Here is a 15,256-nt window from a genome sequence, read left to right on the forward strand (position 1 = left end):
TGCCGAGCGGTTTCGATACTCCAGACCGCTTCACTCCAAGGCAAAACGTCATGACAGACGCTCGAACGCTGAGCGCTCCATTGGGCGCTTGCGGGGTTCAGGGTTGGTTCACCGGGATGTACTGGAATGGCCCCCAAAAGATGATGGCAGCGTCCGGGGACCGGCTGATCAGCGTACCGCTGTCCGCCCTGGACGGCGGGGAGAGCGATGGCGATGGTGATGCCGGGACCGTGCTCTACGTCAGCGGTGAACGCGACAGCCTGACGCCCCTGCTGATACGGGAGATGGCGCGCCCCCTGCTCACCCTTCCCGGTGTCTCGGCGCAGGCCGCCGAACTGCTGGCGGCCGAAAACCCCACCACCGTCCGGCATACCGACGACCTGAAGTTCACGGTGACCGTGGACGGCACGCGGGTTAACCCCGCGGCCATGGGAGAGCAATTGGTCCAGCAACTGCCCTGGCTCGCGCTGGCCGTGAGCGTACTCTCCGACCACCTGGCGCGCGGCCCCCCGGCGAGCGAGGCCGAGCTGAGCGAGCTGACGTCCCTGGTCCGGAGCGTACGTCTGCACCGCTACCGCTCCTGGAAAATCGAGCTCGACGGCCGGCCAGTGACATTGCCGGGCCGCCTCAGCGGAGTGCTGCCACTGCCCGATCCGAAGCATCCGCTCGTCCTCACCCCGGCCGGCGAGCCGGGCTGGCCCGAGACCACCCGCATCGTGATGGCGGTCGCCGAGCTGCTGGGACGGCGGGAGTTCGGCGACCGGCTGCGCCTCGCCGCCCACCAGCTCGCTTCCCGCCACGCTGATCTGCGCGACCCGGGTCAGGAGGAGCTCGCCGACGCCCTGGAAGTCACCGTCCACCAGGTCGAGGAGACAAGCCGCCGGATCGATGGGGCCGTCGGCGTGGTCCTGGAGCGCTGCTGGCCCTTCCTCGTCCACCTGCTCGGCACGGAGACGGCGAACTCGCTGTTCCTGCCGCCGCCGGACGACACCCGGGAGTTCCAGACTCGCCTCGAGGAGTACGCCGCCGAGCTCCCAGTCCCCGTATCCGAGTTCATCGCCAGGGCCCGTGCGGCGCGCGGTACGGACGAACTGCGGCGCGACCTGGGCATCGGATTCGCCGAGCTGAACGACACCCTGCGCACGATGAGCCCGCCCCTGGAACCGGTCAGCCACGCCGACGAGCACAAGGAGGCTCTCCGCACCTACCTGGACCTGCGCAAGAAGGAGCTCTGCGCCTGCCGAGAATGCCGTCCGTGCAGCTCAGGGGTCTGTGCGATGCTGCGGCAGGATGAGCACTTGTGCTGCTTCGTCTCGCCTACCTGACCGTCACCAACACGTTCGTCATGCTGCGACTGCTACCGATGAGCGACCGCGACAAGGATGCGGAGATCCTTGCCCTGCGCCACCAGATCACAGTCCTCGAACGACAACTCGACCCGGAACGAGTGAAGTTCACACCAGAGGACCGAGCCTTCCTCGCCGCTGTGCTGACGCCGCTCCCGCGCCAGGCTCTGCGCCGACTCCGGCTGCTGGTCCAACCCGACACCGTGCTGCGCTGGCACCGCAACCTGATCAAGCAGCGCCACGCCCACACCTGCCGGCCGAAGAGACCAGGCCGCCCACCCACTGTTCACTCGATCCGCACGCTGATCCTGCGCCTGGTCCACGAGAACCCGTCGTGGGGCTACCGCAGGGTGCACGGCGAACTCGCCACCCTCGGCATCAAGGTCGCCGCCTCCACCGTCTGGGAGATCCTCAAAGCCGAAGGCATCGACCCCGCACCCCACCGCAGTAACACCACCTGGGCCGGTTTCCTGCGCTCCCAAGCCGAAGTCCTCCTGGCCTGCGACTTCATCGAGACCGTCCCCCTGACCGGCCAACGCCAGTACATCCTGGCCGTCATCGAGCATGCCACCCGCCGCATCCGGATCCTGGGGACCACCGCGCACCCCACCGCACCATGGGTGACCCAGGCCGTCCGGAACCTTGTCATGGACCTCGATGACGCCGGAACCAGGGCCAGGTACCTCATCCGGGACCGGGACGCGAAATTCCCTGTTCTCTTCGACCAGATCCTGTGCGATGCCGGTATCCAGACCGTGCTCACCGGCGTCCGGATACCACGCATGAACGCCATCATCGAGCGCTGGGTCCAGACCTGCCGCCACGAACTCCTCGACCGCACCTTGATCCGGAACGAGCACCACCTGCGGCACGCCCTGCGCCAGTTCGAGCTGCACTACAACACCCACCGACCCCACCAGGCAATGCAACAAGCAGCGCCCCTACGCGCCGCCACCGACCCCCTCACCAACGCACAGATTGCCCAACTGAAGACACGCCGGAAAGACCGCCTCGACGGAGTCCTCCACGAATACCAACATGCCGCATGAGCTGCACGGATGGGATTTTCGGCAGGCGCAATGTCTTCACCGTCTATCTCGGCGGTCAACTTGCTGCCGCCTTTCTGCTTCACCTCGTCAACGGCCGAAGGGCCACAGAGGGAATCTGGGGCGAGGTGTGCCGAGGACCTTGCGCACCATGTCCTTGGAAATGTCGTGACGGCCTCGGTTGTAGTAGATCTCCGCGTGCACCTCTTCGGGCGTGAACCTCGGGTTTTCTTCGGCGACCTGGCGGATGTACCGGGACTTGGCCTCGTCGGGTTTACTGCCGGCCGGTTGCCTGCGGCGTTTCACGCGCCGCCGGATGCGTCGACCGGAGTTGTCGGAGTAGACCATGCACGCCTCCCCCAAGCGTCGATGAGTGATCCGACGCTAGGGGAGCAGAGCGTTGCAGGTCCATGACTGATCGTGCGCACCCATGACCGCCCGCTGGCGGGTTCCTGACCCGCCCTAAGCTGTCGGCTGCGTTCCGGGCGGCAGCGCGGCGGTCACAGGGAGGGACAGAGATCACGGCAACCGTTCATGTCGCGGTCCTGGACCCCTTGCCGGTGTTCCGGCATGGCGTCGCAGCGTCGTTGTCGAGCTTGGGGCACCTCGTCGAGGAACCCGCGAACACCGAAGCCTGGCTGCGTGAACACCCGGGCGGGGTGGTGCTGCTGACCCTCCACTCTGCAGACGACCTGGACCGGCTTACCGCTCTGTGCCGCTTACGGCCCCGCCCGCTCGTCGTCGCGCTGCCGTCCGCTGACGATGCCTCCCTGGGCGTGCGGGCCATGCGAGCCGGTGCCCGGTCGGTGGTGGCGCGCGAGGCGACGGTGTCGGCGTTGCAGCGGGCGGTGTCCGCGACCCTCGACGGCGAAGCGGTGATGCCGACCGCAGTGGCCGATCTCCTGGTGACCGGCCGGGGCGGCCGGGCCCCGCGCGGCTCGGTTCCCTCCGCGGAGCAGATCGCCTGGTTGCGCCGGCTCTCCGACGGATGGACCGTGTCCCGACTGGCCTCGGACACCGGCTACTCGGAGCGGGCGATGTACCGGCTGCTCCGGGCGTTCTACCAGCGGATCGGTGTCAGTACCCGGCTGGAGGCCATCGTGCTGGCGCACGACAAGGGCTGGTTCGAGAACTAGCCAACAGGGCCCGGTCGCATGCGTGCCAACTGCGTGAGTACCGGGTCAAGGCGCGGATCGCCGTTGGCCAGGATCTCCACCATGAACCTCAGCCGATCGTCCAGCCCGGGGGTCCGCTCGGCCGGTTCAGGGCGTGCCAGACGGAACGCCTCCAGCGCCGTCGCGGGATCCGCCTCGTCGACGAGGACCAAGTAGCACCTAGCGACACCCGTGAAGTCCCACGCGACCAGGTCGTGCGCATCCGCCGTGGTGCGCTGGCCGGTCTCGTCGTGGAGTTGCTGGAAGAGGTTCCTCGCGGTGCCCGGGAGATCGGAGCGGTGCGCGATGATCCCTCGCAACGCGAGTTCCACGGTTTCCTTTCCGGCCACCCTGTAGCGGGCCGACTCCTCGATCGCCTTCCGTGCCGCCGGGAAATCGCCCAAGTGCACATGCGTGAGGGCCAGTACGGTGAGCGACCGCCGCAGGCTGACCGGGTCCCGGTGGTCGCGCGCGATACCGATCGCCCGCTCGACCACCCGTCGCGCCTCGCCGTATCTGTTCCGATAGAGGTGCAGCTCGGCCCTCGCGCTGAGCAGGTCAGCCTGGAGCGATGGATCGGGGCGGGCCGTGACCAGTTCGTCGCACCTGGCCAGCATCGTCAGCGCGTCCGGGATCTCGTTCAGCTCAGCGAACCACCGGGCCAACCTCAGCCCGGCGCCGGAAGCCAGTTCGGGATCAGTCTCGTGGGCGGCTTCGAAAGCCGACAAGGCGTCCTTGATCGCGCGCCGGTAGTTGCCCTGCCGCTGTCGGCAGTCGGCCAGTCCGGTCAGCGCAGCGGCACGGTCGCCGCCGTCGTCGTCGTCCTCACCCGCCAGCCCCCATGCCCACCTGAAGTGCTTCTCGGCCTCCGCGAGGTAGCCGTGTTCCCAGAACATGGCACCCAGACCGATGTGGATACCGCGTATCGCCTCACGGTTCTGGTCCTCCTGGGCCATCTTGAGCGCGATCTGGTAGGCCGACCGGGCAGCGGAGAAGTCGCCACTGTACGAGTAGATGTCCCCCAGCCCGGCGAGGTTCAACATCTCGCCTTCCCGATCGTCACCGAGCTGTCCACGCACGGCTTCCCGCTGGGTCCGCAGCTCGGTCCCGCTGCCCCAGCGGTCCACCAGATCTTCCATCGACTCGATGACGCTGTACGCACAGTCGTACAGTCCGGCCCGGAGCCAGACGTCGACGCGCGCGAAGTGCGCGTGCAGGTCGACCATGCCGTGGACGTCATCGTCGTCCTTCTGCATGCCCTGCAACACCCCGGCCGCTCGCATCAAGAGGAGGCGCCGGGTCGGCAGCTCACCCACGTCCGCCCGCAAGTCACCAGCGGCCAGGCGGCCAAGGACCGCCTCGATCTCGCTCTTTCGCAGATACCGGCGGCCGTCCCGTCTCTCCAGGACTAGACCGGCCGCCACAAGCGCTTGCAAAGCCGGCTCGATCCGGTACGCCGGCACATACGGCTCCAGGATGCCGATGACGGCTTCGGTACCGGCCGGAATGCCGAGCGCCGCCAGCCCCTCAGCCACCCGCTGTTGTTCGGCGGGAAGGTGGTCGACGAACATGTGCACCAGGCGTTCATGCACCTCGCTGGTCGGCATGGAGGACAGCCACGCTCCGACCTCGTGGATCTGTAACGCCGGCGGATCACTGCCGATGACTGCGGAGAGAAGTTCGGCGAGCCGCGGGTTGCCGGCTAGACGACCGTGAACGCGCCGTAGATCGTTCTCCGGCAGGGCGGCCAGTCCGTACGTGTCGCTGGGGTCGAGTACGGCGAAATGCTTCCGCAGCCAAGGTGCCTGGAGTCCGCTGAGGCTGATATGGACGGCCTTCTCCGTCCACGCCACACCTGTCGTCGCCTCGGGCATGTGCTGCGACACGAAGACGATCTTGACGAGCGGATCCGGCCGACCTTGTACGGTCTCCAGCGCCAGGTCGAGTTCCGAATCGCGCAGGACGTACCCGTCCCCGAGGAGGTTCTCCGCCGAGTCGATCACGATCACCCGCCGGAAGCCGCCAGCTGCGTCGAGGCCGTCCAGGGCGATCTCCAGGCGTGCTCGTGCGAACGGGCCGGCCGCCTGGCCCGCCCCTGGTGGCTCGATGTCCTCGATCAGGGTCGTCACGCCGATCTCCCCGTACGGTGTGGCGTCGTGCCAGCGAACCACCGAGGACTCATCGTCCGGATCCGTCCAGTCCAGGTCGGCGAGCGCCTCGCGCACCAGCGCCGTCTTGCCTATCCCGGCCGGGCCGCTGACCACGATGACGGGGGTGGTCCGGTCGTCCAGCGCCGCGCGGAGGTCACTGCGCGGATCCTCGCGGTCGACGAAAGAGGATATGCCCCGCGCCGGTCGGCCGGCCGTCCGCGTTGCCACCGTGCCGGTCGTCCCGAGGTCTGCTCCTGCGTCGAAGAACTCCGGCCTGGCCGCCTCCGGGGCCGGCGGCACGAGCAGGACCCGGGTGAGCCGCCCAGCCAGCCGTGCGCACCACCGGCGGGCATCCGGTGTACCGCTCTCGTACGCGCTGTGCAGCATCGCCTGGGCGAGGAGGGAGACCTTCAGCTGCGTGTGCCACTGCTCAGGATCCCCGTGTTTGTCGACAACGAACTGGAATGCGGGCTCCCGGAGCGCGTCAATGATTTTTCGCACCCTGCCCGGCATGCCGCCATCGCGGCGCTTGCCGCGCTTGTCGCGCTCCAGATAGGTGAGAAACGTCGACTGGGTGCCAGCAGAGGACTCCCCGATCTCCCGCCAGCACAGTGAGATCAGCAAGGTGGCGAGATCCCGGCTCAGCGGCGCCCGTCCGTCGTAGGTGGCCAGGTCGATCAGCCGGAAGTGGTCCGCCTCGACGATCCCGTCGTACACAGGAACGAGGACGTTGTCCCCGTGCAGGTCGCCGTGCGTCCGGCCCACGAGACAGTGGATCTTTCTCCGTGTCGCGGGCGTGCCCTCGGCGAACAGCCGCCACGGGTTGGGCAACGGCTCACTTTCACCCGGCAGTTCCAGGAGGTCGGGCGTGAGCAGACCACGCGTTCGCGCCCAGCTGTGCAGCCACCCGCCGGTCTTGAAGCCGTCGCCCAGTTCGCGGGTCAGCAGTCCGGCCACCGTCGTCGGCTCACTGTCGTACTCGTCGCCGGTCCACCCCAGGAGCATCCTGCGCCAGATCGTCTTGCAGGCGTTGGCGAGTCGGTCTGGATCCACCTTCCCCAGCGGAATGCCCGCCACGTTGAACTGGCCGACGACGAAAGCGTCCTGAGGACAGTGGGCCGTTGGAAAGGCGATCTCTGCGAGGTGCTGGCGAAATTCCTCGGGCACCTCCTGCAGGGCGTCCGAATGCCGTTGGTTCTCCCGCTGGTGCTTCAACGGCACCGGCGGACAGTACTTGATCACACACCAACGCGGTTCGGGCTTTCCCTTGGCGTGGACCACCAGCGCCTTCGCCAGCCGCGCCCCGCTGAAGCCACGACTGCGTTCCTCGATGGTGCCGCTACGGATCTCGAAGCCGTTGCCGCGCAACGACTCAATGATCATCGAAGCGACGTCGGCGTCTCCGAACTCGTGGGTCAGCTCCTCCAAGATGGTCATGATCGGGGGAACCTCGATTCCAGTTCTCGCATCCTGATCTGGAAATCGCCCTTGTCCTGGTCGTGGTAGCGCCGGAAGTACCAGGCTGGCAGGCGCGGCTGGAGCCGTCTCATCTGAAAGAGCGTGTCCTGGACCTGGCGGGCGAAGCGGGTCACCCCGTCCGGTGTGGCGATCACCGGTGACGTGGGGTCGTCGATGACCGCACGTACCAGCCCCAGGACTCGCAGCCTCTCCTGAATGCTCGTCATCTGCGTGCGGTACATCTCCAGGCACAGGAGCAGTAGGCCGAGCGAGGGAACGAACCACCCGGTGACCAGCCGACTTACCGTCCCGCCGGTTGCGAGAGTTAGCAGGATCCCCGCCACGGACCACAGCACCAGCACGCCGAGCATCAGCTGGGCGAAGCGAAGTCGAATCCGGGATCCCCAGGCCAGGTTCTGTTCAAGGCAGAAGAGCACGTCGTAGGGCGCGGCGGAGTCCAGCACGAGGTAGTAGCCCCGAAGCCGGTCCTCGCCGCCGCGAAAGCGCCGACTGAGTCGGCTCACCTCTTCGTCGCCGATACGGCTCCCGACCGCCACGCCGTTCCACGGCAGGCCAAGTACGTCGGCGTCGAACATCTCCTGAAGAGTCGCGGCGATCCGCAGGTATCGCGCGGCCCAGGGTGCCATCACTCCCATGTAAAGGGCGGCCCAGATAGTGCCACCGAGAGTGATGGCGGTGCCGTATCGCGAACCCGAGCCGGTCAGCAGGCCAGCGACTGCCAAGACGATCGAGACACTCAAGCTCAGCGTCTGCGCCCGCTGGTTGCGGAGGTGAGCCACGGCGATGGCTTTGAGCACGCGCATGGCCGCGACGCTCTCCTGCCGGTCCGCGATGGGTTGAGTGCTCGTCAAAGTCCCTCCCCCGTGTGCAGATCTACGTAGTGAGTTTCACACGTCTGGTATCCCTAGCGGTACAGTCAGTTGACTCCGGTAACTGACTGTGCGCCGACACCGGCCCGCATACCGCTGCCGTACACGGGTCTGGCGAAGCGGCACCGCGAACTCGAAGTCCAGCTCCAAGGCCTGTTGTTGCACCTCCTTCGGACCTCTGCACTGGACGCCGTAGGCAGGATCGACACCGCCCATGGCGTTCTTCAACCTCTCTAAGTACCTGTTGTCGTTCCGCACTTGATAGCCGAGTTTCTGCTGGTGGGAGTGGCTTTCGGTCGGGCCAGGAAGTGATGCCTTGTCTGTCTTCTTTCTCGTTCGGGGGTGGCCGGTGGCGTCGGTGCTGGGGTTGCTGGAGGCGAAGGAATCATCAGCGCGGGAACGGGCCGAGCGACTGCGCTCAGAGCTCGAGGAAGCCGAGCGGGAGGTGGAACGGCTGGTGATCGCCCGGGAGATGGTGAGTCAGGTGCTGTCCCAGATGCAGGAGACTGGCTCGCAGGAGGTGGTGACCTGCCCGGATGCGCCCTGGGTGGCGCCGAAGCGGGGTTCGGTGGTGCCGCAACGCCGGGAGGGCCTCGATGTGGGTGTGCTCGCGCCGGACTACCAGCGGATCACGTCGATGCTTGCCTCCCAGACGCCTCAAGGCGGGCTGCGGGCCAAGGACTTGGCCCGGTTGCTGGAACTCGAGCTGGTTCCCGCGAAGATCGAAGGACTCAGGGCGAAGTTGAAGCGCCTGGCGGAACGGGGCTGGGTGGTGCAGTCGGCGTCCGGGATGTTCGCGGCGGCGACCGTTTCAGCCGGGTGAGGGCGGCTGGCGCCGGGCCAGACGACGTCCCATGAGCACGGTCATCGACCACATGACCATCGCCTCGCTGGTCACGGGCAGGCGTTCGTAGTCGCGGACCAGGCGTCGGCAGTGTATCAGCCAGGCCAGGGTGCGCTCGACGCACCACCGTCGGGGGAGCACGGTGAAGCCGGTGCTGTCGTCGGGGCGTTTGACGATGGTGAGGGCCAGGGCGAGGTGTTCACGGGCGAAGTCGTCGAGCCGGCCGGCATAGCCGCCGTCAGCCCACACGAGTGTGATCTTGCGGTGGAGTTGGCGGAGTTGTTCCAGCAGCGGCATGCAGGCGTCGCGGTCCTGGACGTTCGCGCTGGTCACCAGCACGCCCAGCAGCATTCCGAGGCAGTCCACGGAGATGTGCCGTTTGCGGCCGCCCACCTTCTTGCGTTGTCCCAGCCGCGAGTTGTGGCGCCGACGGTCTCGGCCGTCCGCACTGACTGTGAGTCGACGATTGCTGCCGTCGGATCCACCGACCGCCCCGCGGCCTGCCGCACCCGGCCGCGGAGCCGGTCGTGGAACTCTGCGATCAGCCCTTGCTCGCGCCACCGACGGAAGAACGCATAGACCGCGCTCCTATTAGTTACGTGGAATCACGCGCCGCGGGATGCAGCTCGTATCCTGCGGCGTCCCCACGCACTGAGGAGATCCGTTGGGCAGCGCGGTGGTGTTGGAAGAGAAGTGGCCGGTCCTTGGCCGGCACGAGAGGGCGGCCGAGTGGCTGCGAATATGGACGGATCTGGGGCGGGCGCCCCGGACCATCGACGCGTACGCGCGGGGACTGGCTGAGTACCTGCTGGTCTGCGAGCGAGACGGAATCGACCCGATTACCGCGAAGCGTCTGCACGTGGCAGCGTTCGTGAAGGAGCTGGCAACGCGGCCGAGCCGTCGGGGAGGCAATGTCGTCGTGCTGGACTCCGGGGCCGGCTTGGCGAACGCGACGCTGCAGCAACGCTTGGTGCCGGTGCGGCTGTTCTACGACCACCTCATCGAGGAGGGTCTGCGAGAGTCCAATCCGGTCGGCCGAGGCCGCTACACGCCCGGCCGGAAGTTCGGCGTGTCGACGACGCCTCAAAAGTGGACCACTAACGACGCTTGAAAGTTGACCCCCCATCGAGGGCCCGGTTCGTTGAACCGGGTCGGGAGGATGGGTGATCAGCGTGGAGGACTGGGCGGAGATCCGCCGGCTTCACCGGACCGAGCAGATGCCGATCCGGGCGATCGCAAGGAAGCTGGGGATCGCGAGAAACACCGTCCGCAGAGCGATCGCGGACGACACACCGCCGAAGTACCAGCGGTTGCCGAAGGGCTCGATCGTGGACACGGTCGAGCCGCGGATCCGTGAGCTGCTCGAGCAGTGGCCGGAGATGCCCGCGACGGTGATCGCTGAGCGGATCGGCTGGGACCGGGGCATGACGGTACTCAAGGAACGGGTCCGCGACCTGCGGGCGGCGTATCGGCCCGTCGATCCGGCCTCGCGGACGGTCTATGAACCGGGCGAGATCGGCCAGTGCGATCTGTGGTTCCCGGCCGCCGAAATCCCGCTAGGTTTCGGGCAGAGCGGGCATCCGCCGGTGCTGGTGATGGTGGCCGGCTACCCGCGGTGGATCTGCGCCCGCATGCTGCCTTCGCGGTCGGCGGCCGACCTGATCGCTGGGCACTGGCGCCTGCTGACCGAGCTCGGTGCCGTCCCGCGGGTGTTGGTCTGGGACAACGAGGGTGCCGTCGGTTCCTGGCGGTCAGGTGGACCTCAACTCACGGATGATTTCACCGCGTTCGCTGGACTGCTGGGCATCAAGTTCGTGCTCTGCAAGCCCCGCGATCCAGAAGCGAAAGGCCTGGTCGAGCGGGCCAATGGCTATCTGGAGACCTCGTTCCTGCCGGGGCGGGTGTTCACCTCGCCGGCGGACTTCAACATCCAGCTTGCCGACTGGCTCACCAAGGCGAACCGGCGCATTCACCGCGGCCTGCAGGCCCGCCCGACCGACCGGATCGAGGCCGACCGCTCCCGGATGCTGTCGCTGCCACCGATCGCCCCGCCGGGCTGGTGGAAAGCGTCGCTGAGGCTGCCTCGGGACCACTACGTCCGTCTGGACACCTGCGACTACTCCGTCCACCCGCTGGCGATCGGCCGGCGTGTCGAGGTCGCCGCCGACCTGGACCAGGTGCTGGTGACTTGCGACGGCGTCGAGGTCGCCCGGCATTCTCGCAGCTGGGCCCGCCACCAGACCATCACCGATCCAGATCACGCGGCCGCTGCCGCGGCCGCCCGCAGGACGGCCACCGCAGCCAGGAAGACGGTCCCTGCGCAGGGGACCGACGTCGAGGAGAGGTCGCTGGACAGCTACGACCGGATCTTCGGCGTGATCGACGGCGGACTGACCACGGGCGAAGGGGCAGCCTGATGACCACCACGACCAGCAGCAACAAGGCCGCCAAGACCGGCCGGGACGTCTCCTCCGAACTCGCCTATCTCACCAAAGCGTTGAAGGCGCCGGCCCTTCGTGATGCGGTCGCCCGGCTCGCCGAGCGAGCCCGCTCGGAGGGCTGGACTCATGAGGAGTATCTGGCCGCCTGCCTGCAGCGGGAGGTCGCCGCCCGCGACAGCCACGGCGCCGAGGGACGCATCCGCGCCGCCCGCTTCCCTTCCCGCAAGTCCCTCGAAGACTTCGACTTCGACCACCAACGGTCCGTGAAACGCAAGGTCATCTCCCATCTGGGAACTCTGGACTTCGTCGTCGGCAAGGAGAACGTGATCTTCCTGGGGCCGCCCGGCACCGGCAAGACCCACCTGGCCACCGGCCTGGGCATCCGGGCCTGCCAGGCCGGCCACCGCGTCGCCTTCGCCACCGCCGCCCAGTGGGTCACCCGCCTCGCCGATGCCCATCAAGCCGGCCGCCTCAGTGACGAGCTGACCAGGCTTGGCCGGATCCCGCTGATCGTGGTCGACGAGGTCGGCTACATCCCCTTCGAACCCGAGGCCGCGAACCTGTTCTTCCAGTTCATCTCGGGCCGCTATGAACGTGCCTCCGTGATCGTGACCAGCAACAAACCCTTCGGGCGCTGGGGAGAGGTCTTCGGCGACGACACCGTCGCCGCCGCGATGATCGACCGGCTCGTTCACCACGCCGAAGTGATCTCGCTGAAGGGCGACTCCTACCGGATGCGCGGACGCGACCTCGGCCGGGTTCCGCCCGCCAACTCCGGGGAATGAACAACATCAACTGACGGCCGGGGGTCAGTTTTCATCCGACGAGACCGGTCCACTTTTCGCGCGACGCCGACACGGCGGACACCAGCGAGGGCTGGTACCCCGGCTGACGAAACTGCCGTGGATCCCGAGCGAACAGCAGTGGCTCGACCTGCTGGACGTCGCGCGCGAGGAACCCGTACGCAACCGTGTCATGCTCGCTCTCGCCTACGACGCGGCCCTGCGGCGCGAGGAACTGTGCTCACTGCGGACCGATGACCTCGACCCGGCCCACCGGACCCTGCGGATTCGGGCCGAGACGACCAAAACCCGGCGGGAGCGCGTCGTCCCCTACTCGGCGGCGACCGGGGTTCTGCTGTCCGGCTATCTCACGCATCGGGCCACGATCAGCAGGGCCCGAGGGCCGCTGTTCTTGTCCGAGTCACGCCGCAACTACGGCCAGCCGCTGAGCCTGTGGACCTGGTCGAAGGTGATTCGGCGCGTTGGTCTCGCCGCCGACCTTCCGAGGTTCTCGACTCACACCACGCGGCATCTGTGCTTGACCGACCTGGCCCGGATGGGCTGGGAACTGCACGCCATCGCCTCTTTTGCCGGGCATCGCAGCACCGAGTCGACGCTCACCTACATCCATCTCTCGGGCCGCGACCTGGCCGAGAAACTGAACCGGGGCATGCAGCAGATCCATTCCTGGCGCGTGGACATGCTCACCCGTGCCGCCCATACCTCTGAGGCGGTCGCCGAGTGATCTCACAACCGAGGACGACGACCACACGGCCGACAAGCACTCCGACCTGGGCATCGCTCGTCGACCTTGCCCACTATGACCGTCGCGGCCTGCTCACCGAGGCTGAGGCGGAAGCACTCAACACACTCAGCATCGATCAGTTTCGGCTCGATGGTCTCAGTCTCGACTCGGTGCCGCTTCGGCCGGTGGCCCGGCTGGTGAAGCCGTTGGCGGACGCTCTCGCCGGTCTGCACTGGCCGCCGGACGACCGTCACCAGCGGCGGTTCGCGCGGGACGCGGCCGGGCTGGTGCTGATCCGCTGCGGCGAGCTTCGCCGAGCCTTTTGGGGCTGGTCAGTGGACGACTGGGTGGACCTGATCAACGCCAGCGGCGCCGACTTCCGGCGCTCGTGGGGCGGCCAGATCGGCCCCAACGCCCGGCCGTTCGTGCTCGTCTACGCCTACCTGCTCGGAGAGTTCACCGCCTTCGACCGGCTCGGTCGCTTCATGCGGCCGACCCTGGCCCGTCGGGTCTTCGGGGCCGATCTCATCGACGATGCCATCCGGCGGATCTGCACGGTTCTGGCCAACTGGGGCTATCGCCGTGACGCCGACAAGCTGGCCGCGGTGATCTGCCAGATGCTTCTGCTGAACCGCAGCCCGCTGCTGCAGGACCTGTCCACCGAGGCCCTGGCCGCACTGCGTGTCCACCCGGCGATGAGCGGGCAGTGGGGCAAGGACCTCTACGGCCTCCACCGGGCGGTCGCGGCACTCGGCCACGCGGACCCACCACCGTCGGGGCATGAGTCCGCACCGGCCGCGATGGAGGGAGTCCCCGCCCCGTGGGCGGCGTCGGTTGAGCATTGGTACGCGACATCGACGCTGACGCCGAAGATCCGCAACAGCTACCGCAGCGTGCTCGCGAAGATCGGCCACTGGTTAGCCGCCGAGCACCCCGAGATCACCGGGCCCAGTCAGTGGACCCGCCAGACGTGCGCGTCCTGGGTCGCGGCCGTGGACCGGATGGCCGTCGGCGACTTCTCGCAGTGGACCCACGGCATGCGCTCCCAGAACCGCTTGGGGAAACCGCTCACGCCGCAGACGAAGTCCGGCTACCTCAAAGTCCCCCGCGCGTTCTTCGACCTGCACGAATGGGAGTTGATCCCGCGCAGGTTCGACCCGGCCCATGCCCTGAGAACCCCGCGAAGCGTTCGCGCCCTGATGGGGCCGGAGCCGCGGGTGATCGCCGATGACATCTGGGCCAAGTTGCTCTGGGCGGGCCTGAACGTCGAACTCGACGATCTGCCGACCGCGGACGGCCGCACCTACCCGGTCGAGCTGATCCGGGCCATCACCCTGACCTGGCTGTTCGCCGGTCAACGCAGCGACGAGATCGCCCGGTTCCGGGTGGGTGCATCCGCTGGCAGCACGACGGCCTTCCCATTCCCGGAGATTCCGGCGAGGTCCTCGCCCGCGACGCCGTCTGCCTGCTGGACGTGCCGACGCACAAGACCGGCACCGCGTTCACCAAGCCCGTCGATCCGCTCTTGGGCCAGGCCATCGAGGCATGGCAGACCGTCAGGCCGACCCAGCCGTCGATGCTCGACCGCAAGACCAATGAGTACGCCGACTTCCTGTTCGCCCACCGGGCCCGCCGGGTCGCCAAGCACTACATCAACACAGCGATCATCCCGATGCTCTGCCGCAAGGCCGGCGTCCCCACCGCTGACGTCCGCGGCAACATCACCAGCCACCGGGCACGCTCCACCATCGCCAGCCAGCTCTACAACGCCAGGGAGCCCATGACGCTCTTCGAGCTGCAGGAATGGCTTGGGCACCGGACGCCCGAAGCGACCACGCACTACGCGAAGCTCACCCCGAACACCCTGGCCAGGGCCTACAACGACGCCGGATACATCGCCCGGAACGTCCGCACCATAGAAGTCCTCGTCGACCGCGACGCGGTCACCTCCGGCGCATCCGCCAGCGGCGAACCTTGGCAGTACTTCGACCTCGGCCACGGCTGGTGCACCTACACCTTCTTCGAGCAGTGCCAGCACCGCATGGCCTGCGCACGCTGCGACTTCTACACCCCGAAAGACTCCAGCAAGGGCCAGCTCCTTGAAGCGAAGGAGAACCTGCAGAAGATGCTGGCGAGCATCCCGCTCACCGACGACGAACGCGCCGCCGTCGACGATGGCCAGGCCGCCCTCAACCAGCTCCTGGAACGTCTCACCGACGTCCCGACCCCCTCCGGGCCGACTCCGCGTCAGATCGGCGTTCCCGCCACCGCGACGTTGCTGCCGATCGTCGATGTCCGCCAGGGCAAGACCGGAGGTTCTTGACCAGCACAAACGGGGCTCTGGCCGAGCCCATCGACCGGCAGATAGGTTGACCCGGCCGACTTCTTGGCCGCTAGTGC

At 67.6% G+C, this 15,256-nt stretch carries 14 protein-coding genes; 9 read left to right on the plus strand and 5 right to left on the minus strand.

The window, feature by feature from the left end:
• Positions 1 to 140 precede the first annotated feature (140 nt).
• Positions 141 to 1,325, plus strand: coding sequence for a hypothetical protein (locus tag ABZ893_RS02750; RefSeq protein ID WP_361395591.1), 1,185 nt, complete (start codon positions 141 to 143; stop codon positions 1,323 to 1,325).
• The gene (locus ABZ893_RS02755) at positions 1,301 to 2,395 is read left to right on the plus strand and encodes an integrase core domain-containing protein (RefSeq protein ID WP_361395594.1); all 1,095 of its coding nucleotides are present in this window, start codon (positions 1,301 to 1,303) and stop codon (positions 2,393 to 2,395) included. The genes ABZ893_RS02750 and ABZ893_RS02755 overlap by 25 nt, the downstream gene beginning before the upstream one ends.
• Positions 2,396 to 2,482: 87 nt before the next feature.
• Here the strand turns inward: ABZ893_RS02755 and ABZ893_RS02760 are convergent, their stop codons facing one another.
• Entirely contained in the window at positions 2,483 to 2,740 is a 258-nt protein-coding gene (locus ABZ893_RS02760) for a hypothetical protein (RefSeq protein ID WP_361395597.1), read from the minus strand.
• 248 nt (positions 2,741 to 2,988) lie between these two features.
• Between ABZ893_RS02760 and ABZ893_RS02765 the strand changes: the two genes are divergently transcribed.
• The gene (locus ABZ893_RS02765; protein ID WP_361395600.1) at positions 2,989 to 3,528 is read left to right on the plus strand and encodes a hypothetical protein; all 540 of its coding nucleotides are present in this window, start codon (positions 2,989 to 2,991) and stop codon (positions 3,526 to 3,528) included.
• On the opposite strand, the gene ABZ893_RS02770 is transcribed toward ABZ893_RS02765, so the two are convergent.
• Positions 3,525 to 7,133, minus strand: a complete 3,609-nt coding sequence (locus tag ABZ893_RS02770) for a hypothetical protein (protein ID WP_361395603.1) — start codon at positions 7,131 to 7,133, stop codon at positions 3,525 to 3,527. The two genes, ABZ893_RS02765 and ABZ893_RS02770, sit on opposite strands and share 4 nt — an antisense overlap.
• A complete protein-coding gene (locus tag ABZ893_RS02775) occupies positions 7,130 to 8,026 on the minus strand; it encodes an S-4TM family putative pore-forming effector (RefSeq protein WP_361395606.1) in 897 nt (298 codons plus the stop codon). Before ABZ893_RS02775 ends, ABZ893_RS02770 begins: the two co-directional genes overlap by 4 nt.
• Before the next feature lie 334 nt (positions 8,027 to 8,360).
• Between ABZ893_RS02775 and ABZ893_RS02780 the strand changes: the two genes are divergently transcribed.
• On the plus strand, positions 8,361 to 8,867 hold the full coding sequence (locus tag ABZ893_RS02780; RefSeq protein ID WP_361395609.1) for a hypothetical protein: 507 nt from the start codon (positions 8,361 to 8,363) through the stop codon (positions 8,865 to 8,867).
• Here the strand turns inward: ABZ893_RS02780 and ABZ893_RS02785 are convergent.
• Positions 8,856 to 9,281, minus strand: a complete 426-nt coding sequence (locus ABZ893_RS02785) for a transposase (RefSeq protein ID WP_361395612.1) — start codon at positions 9,279 to 9,281, stop codon at positions 8,856 to 8,858. The two genes, ABZ893_RS02780 and ABZ893_RS02785, sit on opposite strands and share 12 nt — an antisense overlap.
• Before the next feature lie 271 nt (positions 9,282 to 9,552).
• On the opposite strand from ABZ893_RS02785, the gene ABZ893_RS02790 reads away from it, so the two are divergent.
• The 4 genes from ABZ893_RS02790 (at position 9,553) to ABZ893_RS02805 (ending at position 12,856) form a co-directional block, all read left to right on the plus strand.
• Positions 9,553 to 9,999, plus strand: coding sequence for a hypothetical protein (locus tag ABZ893_RS02790; RefSeq protein WP_361395615.1), 447 nt, complete (start codon positions 9,553 to 9,555; stop codon positions 9,997 to 9,999).
• A 52-nt stretch (positions 10,000 to 10,051) separates the two neighbouring features.
• Positions 10,052 to 11,305: an IS21 family transposase gene (gene istA / locus ABZ893_RS02795; RefSeq protein WP_361395618.1), complete on the plus strand. Its 1,254-nt coding sequence runs from the start codon at positions 10,052 to 10,054 to the stop codon at positions 11,303 to 11,305.
• On the plus strand, positions 11,305 to 12,114 hold the full coding sequence (istB, locus tag ABZ893_RS02800; protein WP_361395621.1) for an IS21-like element helper ATPase IstB: 810 nt from the start codon (positions 11,305 to 11,307) through the stop codon (positions 12,112 to 12,114). The genes istA and istB overlap by 1 nt, the downstream gene beginning before the upstream one ends.
• A gap of 121 nt (positions 12,115 to 12,235) precedes the next feature.
• Entirely contained in the window at positions 12,236 to 12,856 is a 621-nt protein-coding gene (locus tag ABZ893_RS02805) for a site-specific integrase (protein ID WP_361396086.1), read from the plus strand.
• A 332-nt stretch (positions 12,857 to 13,188) separates the two neighbouring features.
• Here the strand turns inward: ABZ893_RS02805 and ABZ893_RS02810 are convergent, their stop codons facing one another.
• Positions 13,189 to 13,614, minus strand: a complete 426-nt coding sequence (locus ABZ893_RS02810) for a hypothetical protein (RefSeq protein WP_361395624.1) — start codon at positions 13,612 to 13,614, stop codon at positions 13,189 to 13,191.
• A gap of 716 nt (positions 13,615 to 14,330) precedes the next feature.
• On the opposite strand from ABZ893_RS02810, the gene ABZ893_RS02815 reads away from it, so the two are divergent.
• Positions 14,331 to 15,179 carry a tyrosine-type recombinase/integrase gene (locus ABZ893_RS02815; RefSeq protein ID WP_361395626.1) on the plus strand — a complete coding sequence of 283 codons (849 nt, stop codon included), beginning with the start codon at positions 14,331 to 14,333 and terminating at the stop codon, positions 15,177 to 15,179.
• Positions 15,180 to 15,256 lie beyond the last annotated feature (77 nt).

Source organism: Streptomyces sp. NPDC046821, from assembly GCF_040645335.1.
In the GTDB taxonomy this organism is placed as follows: Bacteria; Actinomycetota; Actinomycetes; order Streptomycetales; family Streptomycetaceae; genus Streptomyces.